At 57.0% G+C, this 13,544-nt stretch carries 10 protein-coding genes, 1 tRNA gene and 3 pseudogenes; 7 read left to right on the plus strand and 7 right to left on the minus strand.

From position 1 onward, the window contains the following. The first annotated feature begins 339 nt into the window (after positions 1-339). The gene (locus FHT70_RS15975; protein WP_097601807.1) at positions 340-1,362 is read left to right on the plus strand and encodes a class I SAM-dependent methyltransferase; all 1,023 of its coding nucleotides are present in this window, start codon (positions 340-342) and stop codon (positions 1,360-1,362) included. A gap of 356 nt (positions 1,363-1,718) precedes the next feature. Here the strand turns inward: FHT70_RS15975 and FHT70_RS15980 are convergent, their stop codons facing one another. Both FHT70_RS15980 and FHT70_RS30345 read right to left on the minus strand, forming a co-directional pair. Next, entirely contained in the window at positions 1,719-2,678 is a 960-nt protein-coding gene (locus FHT70_RS15980; RefSeq protein WP_183702826.1) for a glycosyltransferase family 92 protein, read from the minus strand. A gap of 424 nt (positions 2,679-3,102) precedes the next feature. Continuing rightward, positions 3,103-3,348, minus strand: a pseudogene (locus FHT70_RS30345) (IS1380 family transposase); the annotation flags it as partial. 120 nt (positions 3,349-3,468) lie between these two features. Between FHT70_RS30345 and FHT70_RS15985 the strand changes: the two are divergent. Further along, a complete protein-coding gene (locus tag FHT70_RS15985) occupies positions 3,469-4,278 on the plus strand; it encodes a membrane-anchored protein (RefSeq protein ID WP_183702829.1) in 810 nt (269 codons plus the stop codon). A 604-nt stretch (positions 4,279-4,882) separates the two neighbouring features. Here the strand turns inward: FHT70_RS15985 and FHT70_RS30350 are convergent. Further along, positions 4,883-4,987, minus strand: a pseudogene (locus tag FHT70_RS30350) (IS110 family transposase); the annotation flags it as partial. A 15-nt stretch (positions 4,988-5,002) separates the two neighbouring features. Continuing rightward, positions 5,003-5,770: pseudogene (locus FHT70_RS15990) on the minus strand (ATP-dependent DNA ligase); the annotation flags it as partial. A 558-nt stretch (positions 5,771-6,328) separates the two neighbouring features. Between FHT70_RS15990 and FHT70_RS15995 the strand changes: the two are divergent. Further along, entirely contained in the window at positions 6,329-7,156 is an 828-nt protein-coding gene (locus FHT70_RS15995) for a 3-deoxy-manno-octulosonate cytidylyltransferase (RefSeq protein WP_183702831.1), read from the plus strand. A gap of 85 nt (positions 7,157-7,241) precedes the next feature. Next, positions 7,242-7,931, plus strand: a complete 690-nt coding sequence (locus FHT70_RS16000; RefSeq protein ID WP_097597838.1) for a glycosyltransferase — start codon at positions 7,242-7,244, stop codon at positions 7,929-7,931. A gap of 89 nt (positions 7,932-8,020) precedes the next feature. On the opposite strand, the gene FHT70_RS16005 is transcribed toward FHT70_RS16000, so the two are convergent. After that, positions 8,021-8,761, minus strand: coding sequence for a membrane-anchored protein (locus FHT70_RS16005; RefSeq protein ID WP_176536230.1), 741 nt, complete (start codon positions 8,759-8,761; stop codon positions 8,021-8,023). Positions 8,762-9,260: 499 nt separating this feature from the next. Here FHT70_RS16005 and FHT70_RS16010 point away from each other — a divergent pair, with 499 nt between their 5' ends. The 3 genes from FHT70_RS16010 to FHT70_RS16020 all read left to right on the plus strand — a co-directional run bounded on the left by FHT70_RS16010 (position 9,261) and on the right by FHT70_RS16020 (position 12,610). Next, complete coding sequence (locus FHT70_RS16010) at positions 9,261-10,415, plus strand: 2OG-Fe(II) oxygenase (RefSeq protein WP_183703076.1); 1,155 nt, start codon at positions 9,261-9,263, stop codon at positions 10,413-10,415. A gap of 196 nt (positions 10,416-10,611) precedes the next feature. Further along, complete coding sequence (locus FHT70_RS16015; protein WP_183702833.1) at positions 10,612-12,105, plus strand: glycosyltransferase family 39 protein; 1,494 nt, start codon at positions 10,612-10,614, stop codon at positions 12,103-12,105. A 187-nt stretch (positions 12,106-12,292) separates the two neighbouring features. Next, on the plus strand, positions 12,293-12,610 hold the full coding sequence (locus FHT70_RS16020; RefSeq protein WP_085777065.1) for a succinoglycan biosynthesis protein exoi: 318 nt from the start codon (positions 12,293-12,295) through the stop codon (positions 12,608-12,610). Between the two features lie 175 nt (positions 12,611-12,785). Here the strand turns inward: FHT70_RS16020 and FHT70_RS16025 are convergent, their stop codons facing one another. Then, positions 12,786-13,067, minus strand: a complete 282-nt coding sequence (locus tag FHT70_RS16025) for a hypothetical protein (RefSeq protein ID WP_183702835.1) — start codon at positions 13,065-13,067, stop codon at positions 12,786-12,788. 369 nt (positions 13,068-13,436) lie between these two features. Continuing rightward, positions 13,437-13,510, minus strand: a tRNA-Gln gene (locus FHT70_RS16030). Positions 13,511-13,544 lie beyond the last annotated feature (34 nt).

Raw genomic sequence — 13,544 nt, forward strand, 5'->3', positions numbered from 1 at the left:
ATGGAGGCTCGCCAGCCTTCATTGCATCATTGCGTCCAGGCTATCCTGTGAATCTAACACAACGCGGCAGCAGGGCGAAGAATGTGGCCAATGACCTGTCCGCTTTGTCGTAGCAGGCGGCGATGCGCGCAACTGCTCCAGTCCGCTTAACATTCGCTCCTGTCCCTGTGAGTTCAAACATCATCGCCGGGCTGCCGGCGGCCGCGGGACAGCTCTGCCATTGCGGCGGGGGAACCCGATAGGGTTAGCGCGGTGGGTATTGTAGGGAGGACGAATATACGCATAATTTCCGCGGCTGGCACTGCTAGGAAAGATCAGTCGATAGTCTTGGGGGATTCAATGGAAACGATCATCGAGGACGCCCATGCTGGCGCCGTGTCGCCCGAACTCGTGGTCGATGCACTGTTTGCATGCCGAAAGACGGCAGCTATCAGGGCGGCCATCGAGCTTGATCTCTTTACTCATATCGGTGAGGGAAAAACGGCAGCAGTGCTGGCGTCGGCAACAAGCGCCTCGGAGCGCGGGGTGCGCATCCTCTGCGATTACCTCGTGGTGCATGGCTTCTTGATCAAGGAGGGCGGACAGTACCGAATGACGCCCTCGACCAGAATGTTCCTCGACCGCAATTCGCCGGCCTATATGGGCTCTGCCGTCGAGTTCACCGCCGCACCCGAAGTATTGGATAATTTTCTTCGCGACCCGGCTGCGGTCGTGCGAAACGGCGGTTCGGCGGGCCTTGCGAACATGTCGCCCGACAACCCCGTCTGGTTGAAGTTTGCGCGCGGCATGGGCTCCTTCACCGGGCTCAGCGCCAAAATACTGGCCGGCGAAATATCCAGTTGGCCAAGGCCTCCAAAAAAGGTGTTGGACATCGCGGCAGGTCCGGGACTCTTCGGAATCGAAATTGCCAAGACCGTTCCAGCGGCGGAGATCGTCGCCGTCGACTGGGGCGCCGTCCTGGTGCTGTCGAGGCAGAATGCGGAAAAATCAGGCGTGGCGGACCGCTATCGGGCGATCGCCGGTAGCGCCTTCGACGTCGACTGGGGCTCCGGTTATGATCTCGTCCTGCTTCCGAATTTCCTGCACCATTTCGATTTGCCGACATGTGCTGAGCTGTTGCGAAAGATCACCGCGAGCCTTGCAGAAGATGGTCGGATCGTCGCGGTCGATTTCGTGCCGAATGAAGACGGCGTCTCACCACCTTTCCCCGCGGCTTTCTCCTGGGAGATGCTCGCCAGCACACCGGCGGGCCAGGCTTATAGGCAAAGCGAGCTGACTGAGATGGCAAAACTGGCCGGCCTCGCCCGCGTCACGGTCAAATCGATGCCGCCAACCCCGGCAAGCCTCATTCTCTTTGAATAGCCATTTCGCTGCAATCTTAGCTCGTCGTGCAAATTCAAGAAGAATTGGCTGGGGAACCTGGGAACCAACTCTATGTCGCATCCAAGGGAGCCTAAACGCCTACTGAGAGGAATCTCGCCAGCGCGCCAAAATGCCGAACTGATACAAAAGCGAGAACTGTTCGCCCTGGGCTCGGATAGCGGCGCAGAGATCAAGCTTCCAACCCGGCGTTTCGACCAAATGGGGCTAGAAAAAATGACGGGTGGCCATTCACAGCCGGCGACGATCACGGATTTTGCAGAAATTAGCCGGCGACCGGATCGGCGACAACCCTCCCGCAGCCGTTCTCTCGTCATGACGAAAGATCGGCGCTGCGATTAAGCCCTCCTGCAGGTAGAGAGTCTCTCCCTCAGATTGGGAATGAATCCTTGTATGGTATCGTCCGGTTGGCTGAACTCTTCAATGTGTCGGAACAATGTCCAGCGTTGTTCGGCATCGGCCGGGAGTTGAGGTCCACGCACATTGAATCCATTGACCTTCGCCGAGAATTCCTCATGCGAGCGCGTATAATAGTGATTGAAGCGTACAGTATTGACCTTGAATTTTAAGGGGTCCTCCCTTGGATAACGTGGTAGCGGTTCGCCGTCCTCGTTCACGCCGATCTTGTTCGTGCCTTTCAGGTTGAACCAATGGGCGCTCTCGATCGATCTGATCTGAGCTGGCTGAACGATCGACTTGACGTTTAGAAGCTTTGGATATTCGCGCTGGGCATCCATGGGAACTGCCTGTCGGAAGTTTTCCGTGACCAGACCCGTGGGCCGAACCGCGTGGCCGCTCGTTCCAAAATTGACACCGGCGACACAAATCGCCTGCTCCTGCTCCCGCGCCTGCAAAAACTCCATCAAGGAAGGCGCATGCGTCGGAAACATGAATTCATCCAGGTCGAAGAAAGCCATCCAGCGGCTGCGTGATCCGAAATTGCTGACGGCATGAGCATAGGCTAAAATCTGGGTGTTTGCCCAAACGCTGAAGGGACGCCACGGAACGACAGTAACAATGCCGGCATTCTCATAGCCTCTCAGTATCGACAAGGACTGATCCGTCGATCCGTTGTCATAAATATAAAAGTGAGAAATGCCAACCAGCAGATGAAATTGAATCCACTCATCGAGATACTCACCCTCATTCTTTGCGACTGTGACGCAAGACAAATAATGATCAGGGTGTGTCGTCACGACGGACTGCGGAACAACAATAGGTTCCCTTACGAGAATTTTTCCGTTGCGGGCCTGGCGGCGTTTTCTGAGCGTGGCCTTAAGCCCGTGCCACATATGCATTATTCTCTCCAGTCATCCTTGTAAGCCTGCATCAGACAGCTAAGCTCGACATCGTCGAAACGCAAGAGGCGGCGAAGTCAGGGAGGGGGCTTGCCTTGCTGATGCAATTTATCCAGCAACCGCCGCGGTGCTAAGGCTCGTCATGGCGAGTCCCGAGACATCTGAAACCCGCCAGGCTGAGGCTTCATCCGCGCAGGTGAGCTACGTGGAAGTCCCATAATAGGGGCGGCTCACGCCGCACACTAATAACCAGAGTCTTATTAAATCTAAGGAAGTACTGACGGTTCGGATCCTTCACATTAGGTCGATTGCTCGGCTTGGGCCTCCAGAAACAGCTCGACAAATAAAGCATCCATCGCTGGCCCGTCGTAGGAAGCCCAAGAACCAAGCCATGGCGCAGCCTGTCATAGCCGTCGACGCCCTAGTGACCAAGGCGATCGCCGCGATCCGCTGCCCGACCATGAGCACACTGCGGACCGCGCAAGCCGGAGCGCGGCCGTCAATAGAGCACGCCGCAATACGCTCGAAAAGGTTAATGGCTTTGTCGACGTGGCGAAGCAGAGCGCGCGCTGGCATCCGAGGTAATCGCGACGCGTTCCAAGCCAGCCACGAGTTTGTGACCGTCGAAGCCTTCAGATCCGTGCTGCGTAGAGATAAAGTGTGTTTGCATCGGATCCCATCTTGCAATCTGATAACTATTTGCTGCAAAGGTAATTTTTAGACTCTTGGGGTCGGTTCACCCCTTACTTTGAGATATTCAGGCTAAGCATGAGCTGGAGTGATACTTCGAATGGCAAATTTGCTCGCGCAGATGCATAAAATCATCTACCGCCGCATCAGATATACCCTGACTAGGCCCAAGCCTCCGGAAACCACTGTGCCATTTACGGGCCCTGTCGTGGTCGTCGGATCTGCACCCGTTTCCCACAAGCCCGTCGGCTTCGATGAGACATATCGCATCATTTCGGTGAACGCCTCGCAAATCGCCGTCCATGCTTGGGGCATCGATGCGCCCGACATCACACTGGTTGGCTTCAACGAGCTCCAGGGCGGCAATACGGCAGCCGTGGAGACAAGGCGCGTCCTCACCGGGCACCGCACCGGCGCTCTCTATGTTCTCACCTGGCGGCGGGGGCAGAAGCGCCAGGGCCGCGTAGAAAACAACCTAAACTCGTTCAACTATTCCTACCGGGATCTTCACCTCGTGGGCCGCTATCAGCGCATCGCGTTGATGCACAAAACCAGCGGACTGGTGAACCTTGAACTCGACGCTGAAACCAAGTGCTCGAACGGAATGATCGCAGTGCTGTTTGCATTATACAACGGCGCCAGCGCGGTCATCATAACCGGCATAAATCCCCATTCGAATGGCCACATATACAACAGCGCCAATCTGACCCGCAAACATACCCGTTTCGACCGGGACATCCTAATAAGGCTGCTCAGGCAAGGCTATCCCATCTACACAGCCGATCGGCAGGTCTCGGATGAAGTCGGCCTGCCGCTTTGGCAGGGCGACAAAGAACCAAGATCCAAGGCGGCACAACAAGCAACCGGCAATTTACAACAGCGATCTTCCCGGGCTTGTCAATCGAGATGATCCAGTTCAGCTCAGGCTGCCAAAGAACACACCGCCAAGACCATCCGCGCCATCTTGTTCGCCAAAGCAACAGCGACGTTGTACGGCTTCGTCGCCAGAAGCTCGGCGGCCCGCGCGTCGGTGCAACCTTAGCCTTGCGGCTGAAGCGAAGCGCCGAGAAGTCGCCGGAGTTAAGGGGCCCTCGTTTGCTGATCTCTCCGATCCGGTCTTTGCCACCAGATGAGTTCTGCCGCGGGTATCAGTCTTATCCACGCCAAATTGTCGGGCCGGATTTTAAGAGCGGGTGTGTCACTGTCGCGACCATTTGCGCTGGAAGCCAATTCCAGTGACGGTCCCGAGGCGACGGCTCAGTTCGTTCGAGGAATGCTACACGTGAATTTGGACGATTCATCTCGCTGACCTTCTCGTGCACCGCCCGCAACTGCCCGATCAGTGAAGAAGCGCGGACCGCGCAAGCGGTGAGCTGAGATCGCGATCATCGTCTTCGATCAACGCGATCAGCATTCCGACGCCGGCAATGCCCTGTCGCGGCACTCAACTAAGTGGCCGCGCACGGCGTTCGCCAGCATCCTCCCCTGCCGGATCAAAAGCACGCAAACCCCTGCAGCATCAGTACACTCTGTTGCTCCTCGCTCTTTGCCGGAACAATGCGAATCGTCGGTCGCGTCAACGCCTCGCAAATCGTCTCATCATCCGTCGCGTCATTCTTCTGCCGCTCACGTATGGCTTGACGTATGACGATGGCGACGAGTTTCAGTTTGGTCCAGATCAGGTTCTTGCGCTGGCCGGAATATCTCACCGGACGCGCCGACACCTTAATCGTGTCCATCGCAGCGCGAAGATCCAATGCCTAACTTGCTTTGAAGCCAGTTCCGACCGATCCGACATAGACCAGCTGGCCCTCCCTCTGCACAGCCACCAGCAGCGCCGATATTCCCGGACGCCGAGCTGGACCTGTGATGGCCAACAATGGCGAAGTCGTCGCTCTGGATGCATTCGATCTTCTGCCATTCGCCGCCGCGCCCGCCGCGATACGTGCTGTTCCGGTCTTTAGCGATGATGCTTTCATGTCCGCTTTCCGCCGCGGCCGCCGAGTGACTGCTGAGGCTTGCCGAAATCGACCGGCCCAGCTCATTGAACACGACGCCCTCGCCATCCAATGTCTCGTTGAAAGCGGAAGGCGCCGCGCCGCGGCGGCAATGGCAGGAAAACGATCGGTCCAGTCATGACCGCCGCTGGACAGTATCCTGATGCCCTTCGGCTCGATATGAACGGCCAGGCGATAGCCGTCCCATTTCACCTCAAACGCCCACTGCCGTCCTTTCGGCGGCCGTGGCTTCAGCAGCGCCAGGCACGGATCGATGCGAGCCGGCATCGGATCGAGAAGCAGTTGCGGCTCGGCTGGGTCGCGCCGCCTGCGGGGCCGGCTGCGGAGAGGTGCTTCGGCAGCACCGAGCAGCGGCTTAGAAGGCTTGCGAGGCGGCTTTGTCATGCCGGCAGTTCAGCAGCAACACCTTAAAAAGCAATTTTCCTAGAGTGATTATTATCTACGTCCTACGCAAATATTATAAGACCGGCGGCTAGCGCATCGCCAGCCAGTCCATCCGAGCGGGGCGATTGAGTTGCCTTGTAATTTGCAATTGCAGCGCATTCTCAAACCAACTAGAAAGTTGACGAAGTATAGTGTTGATTCGCAGGGGAAGTTTTTGAAGCAGAGGGCCGTGATATTCTGTTCTGATGTCAATACGATGCGCGAACCTCTGGTCCCGCCGCAGGGCTTGCTGCTCCTGGGAAATTGCCGCAAACCAACTCGGCTCAACATTGACCTGCGAATTTCCGATGACAGCGAATGCCAACGTGGATTGCGTGCGGACATGCCGGCGGCTGACTGCCTTCCACGTCCTCGTCAAGGTTCGAAGTGCGAAGTGAGTGGCAGGTTCCCCGCTTTCGAAGAAGAAGGTTGGACGACCTCGGGAATACTGGATTGGGCAGCGGCCGATTGCGCAGAGCGCATACTTGAAAAGTGTATCTAGAGCTGCGGTGAAGGCGAATGAAGGTTTTCAATGTCTTGCCTCCGGACGCCTGGAAGACGTTGATGTCGCACTATTCCCATATTGTGCTGGTGGCAAACAGCGAAGCTGTCGATTTCCAGCGGCTGCGGAGCGAATTGCCGCACACGGCCCTCTACGTCTTCTTCAACAAGGTCTATAAGGTGCTCGACGAGCCCTTCTCCGGCCATTCGGTGTTGGTGGCCCGCAGCGGCGTGATGGGTGCCAATATCGTTCACCGGCGCGAAACAGGGGATGTCTTGCGCTTCTTTGGCGGCGACGATTTCCTCGGCGTCGTCAATATCCGGGTCTCCGTCGAGGAAAATTTCAGCGAGGAGAGCCGCTTCGAAGGCGCTAAAGCCCGTCACCTCGATCTGACGCAAATGCTCGCCGATCTCTATCCGATCGGCAAGATCGCGACGAGCGGCTTTGCGGTCGCGTTGTGGCTCGCCGATCTGCAGTTGCCGGGCAAGATCCTGCTTGCCGGCTTTTCGGCGAAGCGGAGCGAGAAGTGGAAGGTGTTCGACGTTCATGATTGGACATTCGAGCAGATTTTCCTGCGTCTCTTTGCGCGAATGGGTTCGATCTCGATGATGGGCGGCGTCGATGCCAGCCCCTATTCCGCGCTTGCCAAACGGTTTCCCGAGGTGCCGCCGATCGAGATCACGATGACCGCGGCTGAAGTCTTGTCGGAGCGGCTCGACAATACCAACAGCCAGATCGACAGGCTGATGTCCCTCACTAAATTCATCCGCGCTGTCGATAATTTCTTTCGGCGGTTCAAACCGAAAACCCGCAAGCAGCGTTTTCTCGAGAAGTCGAAGGGATGACTGTCGCAAGCCTCGCTGACGGCGTGGGCTGCCGAGAAAGCCGCTTCTAAGTTCAATTCACTGTTTACAATGCTCGAGGTGGAAAATGAAACAACAGACGGTCCGGATCTTCGTGGGCTTCGACTCCAAAGAAGTGGTCGCCTACCACGTTCTCGTGCAGAGCATCATCGAGAAGTCGTCGATCCCGGTCGAGTTCTCGCCCATTGCGCTTTCCAATCTTGGCGGGATTTTCACTCGTGAGCGCAATGCGCTGCAATCGACTGAATTCTCTTTCTCGCGCTTCCTGACGCCATATCTCAGTGGTTACGAGGGCTGGAGCATTTTCATGGATTGCGACATGCTGATGCGTGCCGATATCGCCGAGCTTTGGGCATTGCGCGACGAGCGTTACGCCGTCATGTGCGTCAAGCACGACTACCAGCCGAAGATCGACACCAAGTTCCTCGGCCAGACGCAGACCAAGTACGAAAAGAAGAACTGGTCGAGCTTCATCCTCTTCAACAACGACAAATGCCGCGCGCTGACGCCCGAATACGTCAATACCGCGACCGGGCTGCAATTGCATCAGTTCAAATGGCTGGAGAATGAAGACCTCATCGGCGAATTACCGGTGACGTGGAATTACCTCGTCAATGAATACGACTACCGCGAAGACGCCAAGAACGTCCATTTCACCGATGGCGGGCCGTATTTCGAGGAATACAAGAACGACGATTACGCTGAAGAGTGGTTCGCCGCTCGGGAACGCATGCTATTTGTACAGCAGCGCTCGTAGGGACGTCTGAAAGGCCGCCAAACCGCTGTTACACTACCCGGAGAGAATTCTCCGGGTAATACCGCTAGCGGCGGTCGGATATCCTTCCATCAACCGAGCTTTACTTGCCCATTGCCCTGCCAGAGCGGCAGGCTGACATTCTCGGCGACCTGAGGATCGGCGGTGTAGATGGGGTAACCGAGCCGGACAAGCCTCGCCAACATTTCGCTGTCCATTCGGACATGTTTACGCTCTAGGTTGGCGCTATTGTAGACATGTCCGGTGGAGTTCGGATTTATCCCTGAAAGTATCACCGCCGTCGCGCCGTTGTAGAGCGCAAAAAGCACTGCGATGACGCCGTTTGAACACTTGGTATCGGCGTCGAGCTCAAGATTTAGTTGCCCGCTGACCTGGTGCAATAGAGCGATCCGCTGATAACGATCGATGATGTGGGCCTCTGTGCAGCGGTAGCCGAATTCTTCGAGACCTGCTTGCAATCGCTCGCGGCCATGCCGCCAGGCCAACACATAAAGGGAGCCGGTGCGCTTCCCGCCGAGAACGCGTCTTGTTTCTACGGCACTTTTATTGGTGCCTTCGATTTCGTTATACCCCATCAACGTGATGTCCGGCGCATCGATGCCCCAGAATTGAAGCGCGAGTTGTGAGGCGTTGACCGAGATGATGCGATAAGTTGAGTCGAGACCTAGCGGTTTGTGAGATGTCGGCGCCGACCCCAGAACCACGACCGGTCCAGCAAAAGGCACTGTGGTGGTCGGCGGCGTGGGGTTCCGCAACAGATATTTGATCCGGCGGGAGATGAATTTTTTCGCCGCCGCAAATGTCATCAACATCGGGCAATACCACTTTAGAGATAAGGGCGATGTAACATAACGCCATGTAGGGACGCAAGGCGATCGCCTGCGAACAAGATCGGACACAGAAGGGGGCCGGTCCGTGACCGGCCCTTACAGGCGAAAGGCGCATATTACAGGCAACGCTCTGCAAGGTGCGCTGCCCAGAGTCTTTCATAGCGCCCGGCTTCCGGCATTCACGCGGCGGCGTGGAAGGCGTAGACACGCCCCCGTCGGCCGTGGTCACGGCCTGCTTTCCACGGCGGAAGGAGTGGTTATTCAATGGTTCCCGCCCACGATCGGGGCGAAGAGCACGACAGGGTAATCCACGTCCGCGCTGCTGTGGCGTCCTAATGCAGGTCGGTCAGAATGTTGGCATCGCTTCCCGCGAATCTTGTTTAGTTCGCAAAATTGGCCTATCCGCAGGCAGCACTATCAAAACGGGATTTGCTGTCATTGGCGTTGCACGTCAGAATATTTCATGGAGGGTGATGAGTTCATGGACGCTTACGCGAACATCCTGCCTGGCGATCCGGCCCCCTGGTTTCACCAGCGATCAATGGCCACGCCCCGTTGTGCGTTCGACACCGCTGCGGGACGATACCTAGTCCTTTGCCTCTTCGGATCGGCCTCGCATGCAGGGAGCAAAGCCGCAATAGCGGCAGCATTTCGAAGATCGGACGTGTTTGATGATGTAAAGGCATCGTTCTTCGGTGTCACGATCGATTCGACCGATGAAACTGAGCAACGCGTTGACGACCGGTATCCGGGCTACCGATTCTTCCTGGACTTCGACGGCACAATCAGTCGCCTCTATGGCGCGATTCCGATCGATGCCAAGCCCGGAGACCGCGGGGTGCCGGTACGCCAGATCTGGATAGTGATCGACCCGACCATGCGTGTCCTGAAGGTGCTTCCTTTTGCTGAGGACGGAAGCGATATCGAGGCAGTATTGTCGCTTGTGTCTGCTTTGCCTCCGATCAACCGGATTTCCGGTATCGAACTCCACGCCCCCATCATCATGCTTCCAAACGTATTTGAACCCGAACTTTGCACGAGACTGATAGGTCTCTACGAGCGGAACGGCGGTGAGGAATCAGGTTTCATGCGCGAGGTGGACGGCAAAACCGTCGAGGTCAAAGATCACGGCTACAAGCGCCGCAAGGACTACGACATCCAGGAAAAGGACATCATCGCCGAAACGCAGGGCAGGTTCACCCGCAGAATCGTGCCGGAAATCCAGAAGGTCCATCAGTTCACGGTCACCCGGATGGAGCGATATATTGTCGCCTGCTATGCGGCCGAGGACAAAGCGCATTTCCGCCCCCATCGGGATAACACGACTAAAGGGACTGCACACCGCCGGTTTGCCGTCTCAGTGAACCTGAACGATGATTTCGATGGCGGAGAAGTAAGTTTTCCCGAGTACGGCAGTAGGAGCTTCAAGGCCCCGTCCGGAGGGGCAGTGATCTTCTCGTGCTCTTTGCTTCATGCCGTTTCAACGGTCACGCGAGGACGCCGCTATGCGTTCCTACCGTTTCTGTACGATGATGCGGCCGCAAAGATACGTGAGGCCAACAACGCCTTCCTTGCTGAAGGCGTTGGTAGCTATACGGCGGATAATCAGGCACCTGCGCCTCCCAGATCGAAGTGATGCTCGCCCGAGACTTCACGTCGGTGTCGTAGCGATCGACGCGGCGCAGTTCATGCGGGCAGCGTCGGGGCAGCTGAACGGCGAAGCACCGGTGCGAAAATTCTTAGTTGATGGCGATGGCAGCGAACTCTTCCACCCCGGCACCCGGGCGGCGACCGGTAGATGACGGCACCTTGCTGGCCTGACTTGGAGATCGATGTTGGAGCGGATTACCAAAAGTCTTACGAGCGCAAGCATTTTTCTGGCGGGACATTTCCTGCTGAATATCGTGCTTCGCATCGCCCTGCCCCATACGCTCGATCTCGACGAGGCGGAGCAATCCTTCTATTCACAATATCTGCTTGCCGGCTACGGCCCGCAGCCGCCCTTCTACAACTGGCTGCAATATGCCATCGTTTCGGTGACCGGCATATCGATGTGGGCGCTTTCGGTACCGAAGAACATCATTCTCTTCGGCTGCTACCTGTTCTACGGACTTGCCGCCCGGGAAGCGCTGAAGAGCCGCTCGCTTGCAACGATCGCCATGCTAAGCCTGATTACCCTGCCACAGGTTGGTCTAATGGCGCAGCGCGAACTGACCCATACTGTCGCGCTGCTGTTTGCGACCTCGCTCTTTCTCTTCGGTTTTTTCCGCACGCTGCGCCAGCCGACGATCGCAAGCTATCTCATCATTGGCATCGCCACCGGCATCGGCCTCATTTCCAAATATAACTTCGCGATCCTGCCGTTTGCCGCCTTCATCGCCGTGTTGCCGGACAGGAAGTGGCGCAGCCGCCTTTTCGACTGGCGTCTGCTGCCGGCGATCGCAATCGCCATTCTGATCATTCTGCCGCATGCGCTATGGCTGCCCGATAACCTCGCCCGCGCTTCGCTGCCGACCCTGAAGCGGATGACCGCCGAGCATGAGGCAGCCGCCGGCCTTCCCCGCATCGGACAGGGTCTGTTGTCCCTCGTCATCGCCGTCCTCGGCTTCGTCGCACTGCCGATCGTTCTCTTCGCAGCAGCCTTCCGACGGGATTTCTTCCGTGCGCTTCCCGCGTCCAGTCCGATGATCCGGGTCATCGAGCGAATGATGATCGTGAGCCTGCTCGCCTTCGTCGGTGTCGTCATCGTCGCCGGCGCCAGCGATATCCACGAGCGCTGGCTCGATCCATGCCTGCTCGTGCTGCTGATCTATCTGTTTCTGAAGCTGGAGACCGCAGGTTTCGATCTTTCCGCCGGCCTTGCGCGCTTCCGGCTCGTGATACCGGTCTTCATGACCGTCATCTTGGCGATCCTTCTGCTCAGGATCGTCGCCATTCAATATATCGGCACCTATACGAGAACGAACGTGCCCTTCGCCGGCTTCGTTGACGAACTGACCGCGACCCGCAAGCCGGTTCTCATCGTAGCGGAAACCAAGTTCGTGGCCGGCAACATGAAGCTGGAATTCCCTGACGTTCCCGTCGTGATCCCCTTCTTTCCAGGTTCCGGGGTTCCCGAATATGTGACTGCGAAGGGGCCGGTGCTCGTCGTCTGGCGCGGCGAGACCGCCGATGACCCAACCATTTCTCCCGACTTTGCCGATGATCTCGTGAAGTCGGGTATTCATCTGCAGGAGGTGAAGACGCTGACTCTTCCCTATCTTTTCGGTGACGGCAAACATACGTTCTCCATTGGTTACTCCTGGGTCGAAGGCGGCGCGAAATAGCGTTACGGCAGGTCAGCCGATTGAGGGGAAAGCCTACGGAGACAACGTCTGCATTCACCCCGCGTAAGAATATCTAATGTCTTTAACCTTTGGAGCCGCGATCCTGCGGTCCTTGATACCCCTTTTGTAGAGATGTTCCGCCGGCGCCAACGCGGGTACGATCTTCGCGCATGGCGGAGATGGGGCATTGCGTCAGGGTTATCGCGTTTCGCAGAAGAAATCGGTGCTGCTCACGGCGCCGGGTTTGGTCATCGGCGCGGTTGCGTTTGGTGCGGCCGGAGGCTGGACCGCTAGCGACATGCTGGCCTCATGGAACGCTTCTGGCGGCTCCGGTCTATCATGCAGGATCAAGGGCAACGTCTCCATCGAGACGGGCGAGCGCATCTTCCACGTGCCGGGGCAGAAATACTACGCACAGACGAAAATCAGCCCCCAGTATGGCGAACGGTGGTTCTGCTCAGAATTCCAAGCTTGGGCGGCCGGCTGGCGGAAATCGAAATCGTGATGTTTCGGCTTAGGGCGACGGCAGCAAAGAGAAGGCTCCGCGCGCGCGATCATTGGTGTGTACCATGTCCCGCCGGCCGATAGCTATGAAGCGCGCTGGCGGCCCCGTGGGAGGCAAGGCGGAGCATCAGCGCCTGGTGGACAGTTCACAGAGCAGATCGAGGCATTCGGGGAGGTCACGGGCGGCTTTCACGATCGCTTTTGGCCGGATCCCACCTAAATCCGTTCCATGTATATTCTGCCATCAGCAGAAAAAATAAAAACCTGTAGAACGCATACTTCTCGCTCTCAGTCTCTTTGCTGCGAAATAAGCCGTACCTGACGGACAAGCCGAGGACGCAAAGGATGCCCCAGCCGATAAACAAAATCAGCACACTCCCTGAGATACAAGAGCCTACAGCGATAAATGCGACCAAGATCGCCCGGTATATCGTCAGCTGTTTTTCGGGGATCTTCATTGAAATTATTTCACCTAAAACTTCCTTGAAAGCTAGCAGACAGAGAGCAGGTCAGCTCCCTATAGCACAGACTTAATTTGGGAATGGATAAGCAAGCTGAAGCCGCAAGGAGCGATGCGGATCGGAGGACGGAGTTCTTTTCGATGACACGGGCATGGGGGAAGGATCGCACAACTCCGAAGGTTAAAAAGGGAGGTACGGCGGGGGTTGGGGCGAGCCGGCATGTCGCATACATGTCGCATGGAGCTACCGTCAGCAAATGACAACCGTTGTAAACATTGAGAAATCTGTCGCAGCCGATGCAACATGAAAACGGCAGCAAGAAGCAGCGGGGAAGGCCGTAAGTCTTTGTTCTGCCGGGAAAAATTTTGGCTGGGGAACCTGGATTCGAACCAAGATCGACGGAGTCAGAGTCCGCTGTTCTACCATTGAACTATTCCCCAGCAAGCGAACCGGCGGGGCGGTTCGGCTGGTGTG

Source organism: Rhizobium sp. BK049, assembly GCF_014193135.1.
Classification (GTDB): Bacteria; Pseudomonadota; Alphaproteobacteria; order Rhizobiales; family Rhizobiaceae; genus Rhizobium.

Coding starts and splice junctions, on each gene's coding strand:
- FHT70_RS15975 (WP_097601807.1), top strand. CDS start 340: ATGGAAACGATCATCGAGGACGCCCATGCTGGCGCCGTGTCGCCCGAA.
- FHT70_RS15980 (WP_183702826.1), bottom strand. CDS start 2,678: ATGCATATGTGGCACGGGCTTAAGGCCACGCTCAGAAAACGCCGCCAG.
- FHT70_RS15985 (WP_183702829.1), top strand. CDS start 3,469: ATGGCAAATTTGCTCGCGCAGATGCATAAAATCATCTACCGCCGCATC.
- FHT70_RS15995 (WP_183702831.1), top strand. CDS start 6,329: ATGAAGGTTTTCAATGTCTTGCCTCCGGACGCCTGGAAGACGTTGATG.
- FHT70_RS16000 (WP_097597838.1), top strand. CDS start 7,242: ATGAAACAACAGACGGTCCGGATCTTCGTGGGCTTCGACTCCAAAGAA.
- FHT70_RS16005 (WP_176536230.1), bottom strand. CDS start 8,761: ATGTTGATGACATTTGCGGCGGCGAAAAAATTCATCTCCCGCCGGATC.
- FHT70_RS16010 (WP_183703076.1), top strand. CDS start 9,261: ATGGACGCTTACGCGAACATCCTGCCTGGCGATCCGGCCCCCTGGTTT.
- FHT70_RS16015 (WP_183702833.1), top strand. CDS start 10,612: ATGTTGGAGCGGATTACCAAAAGTCTTACGAGCGCAAGCATTTTTCTG.
- FHT70_RS16025 (WP_183702835.1), bottom strand. CDS start 13,067: ATGAAGATCCCCGAAAAACAGCTGACGATATACCGGGCGATCTTGGTC.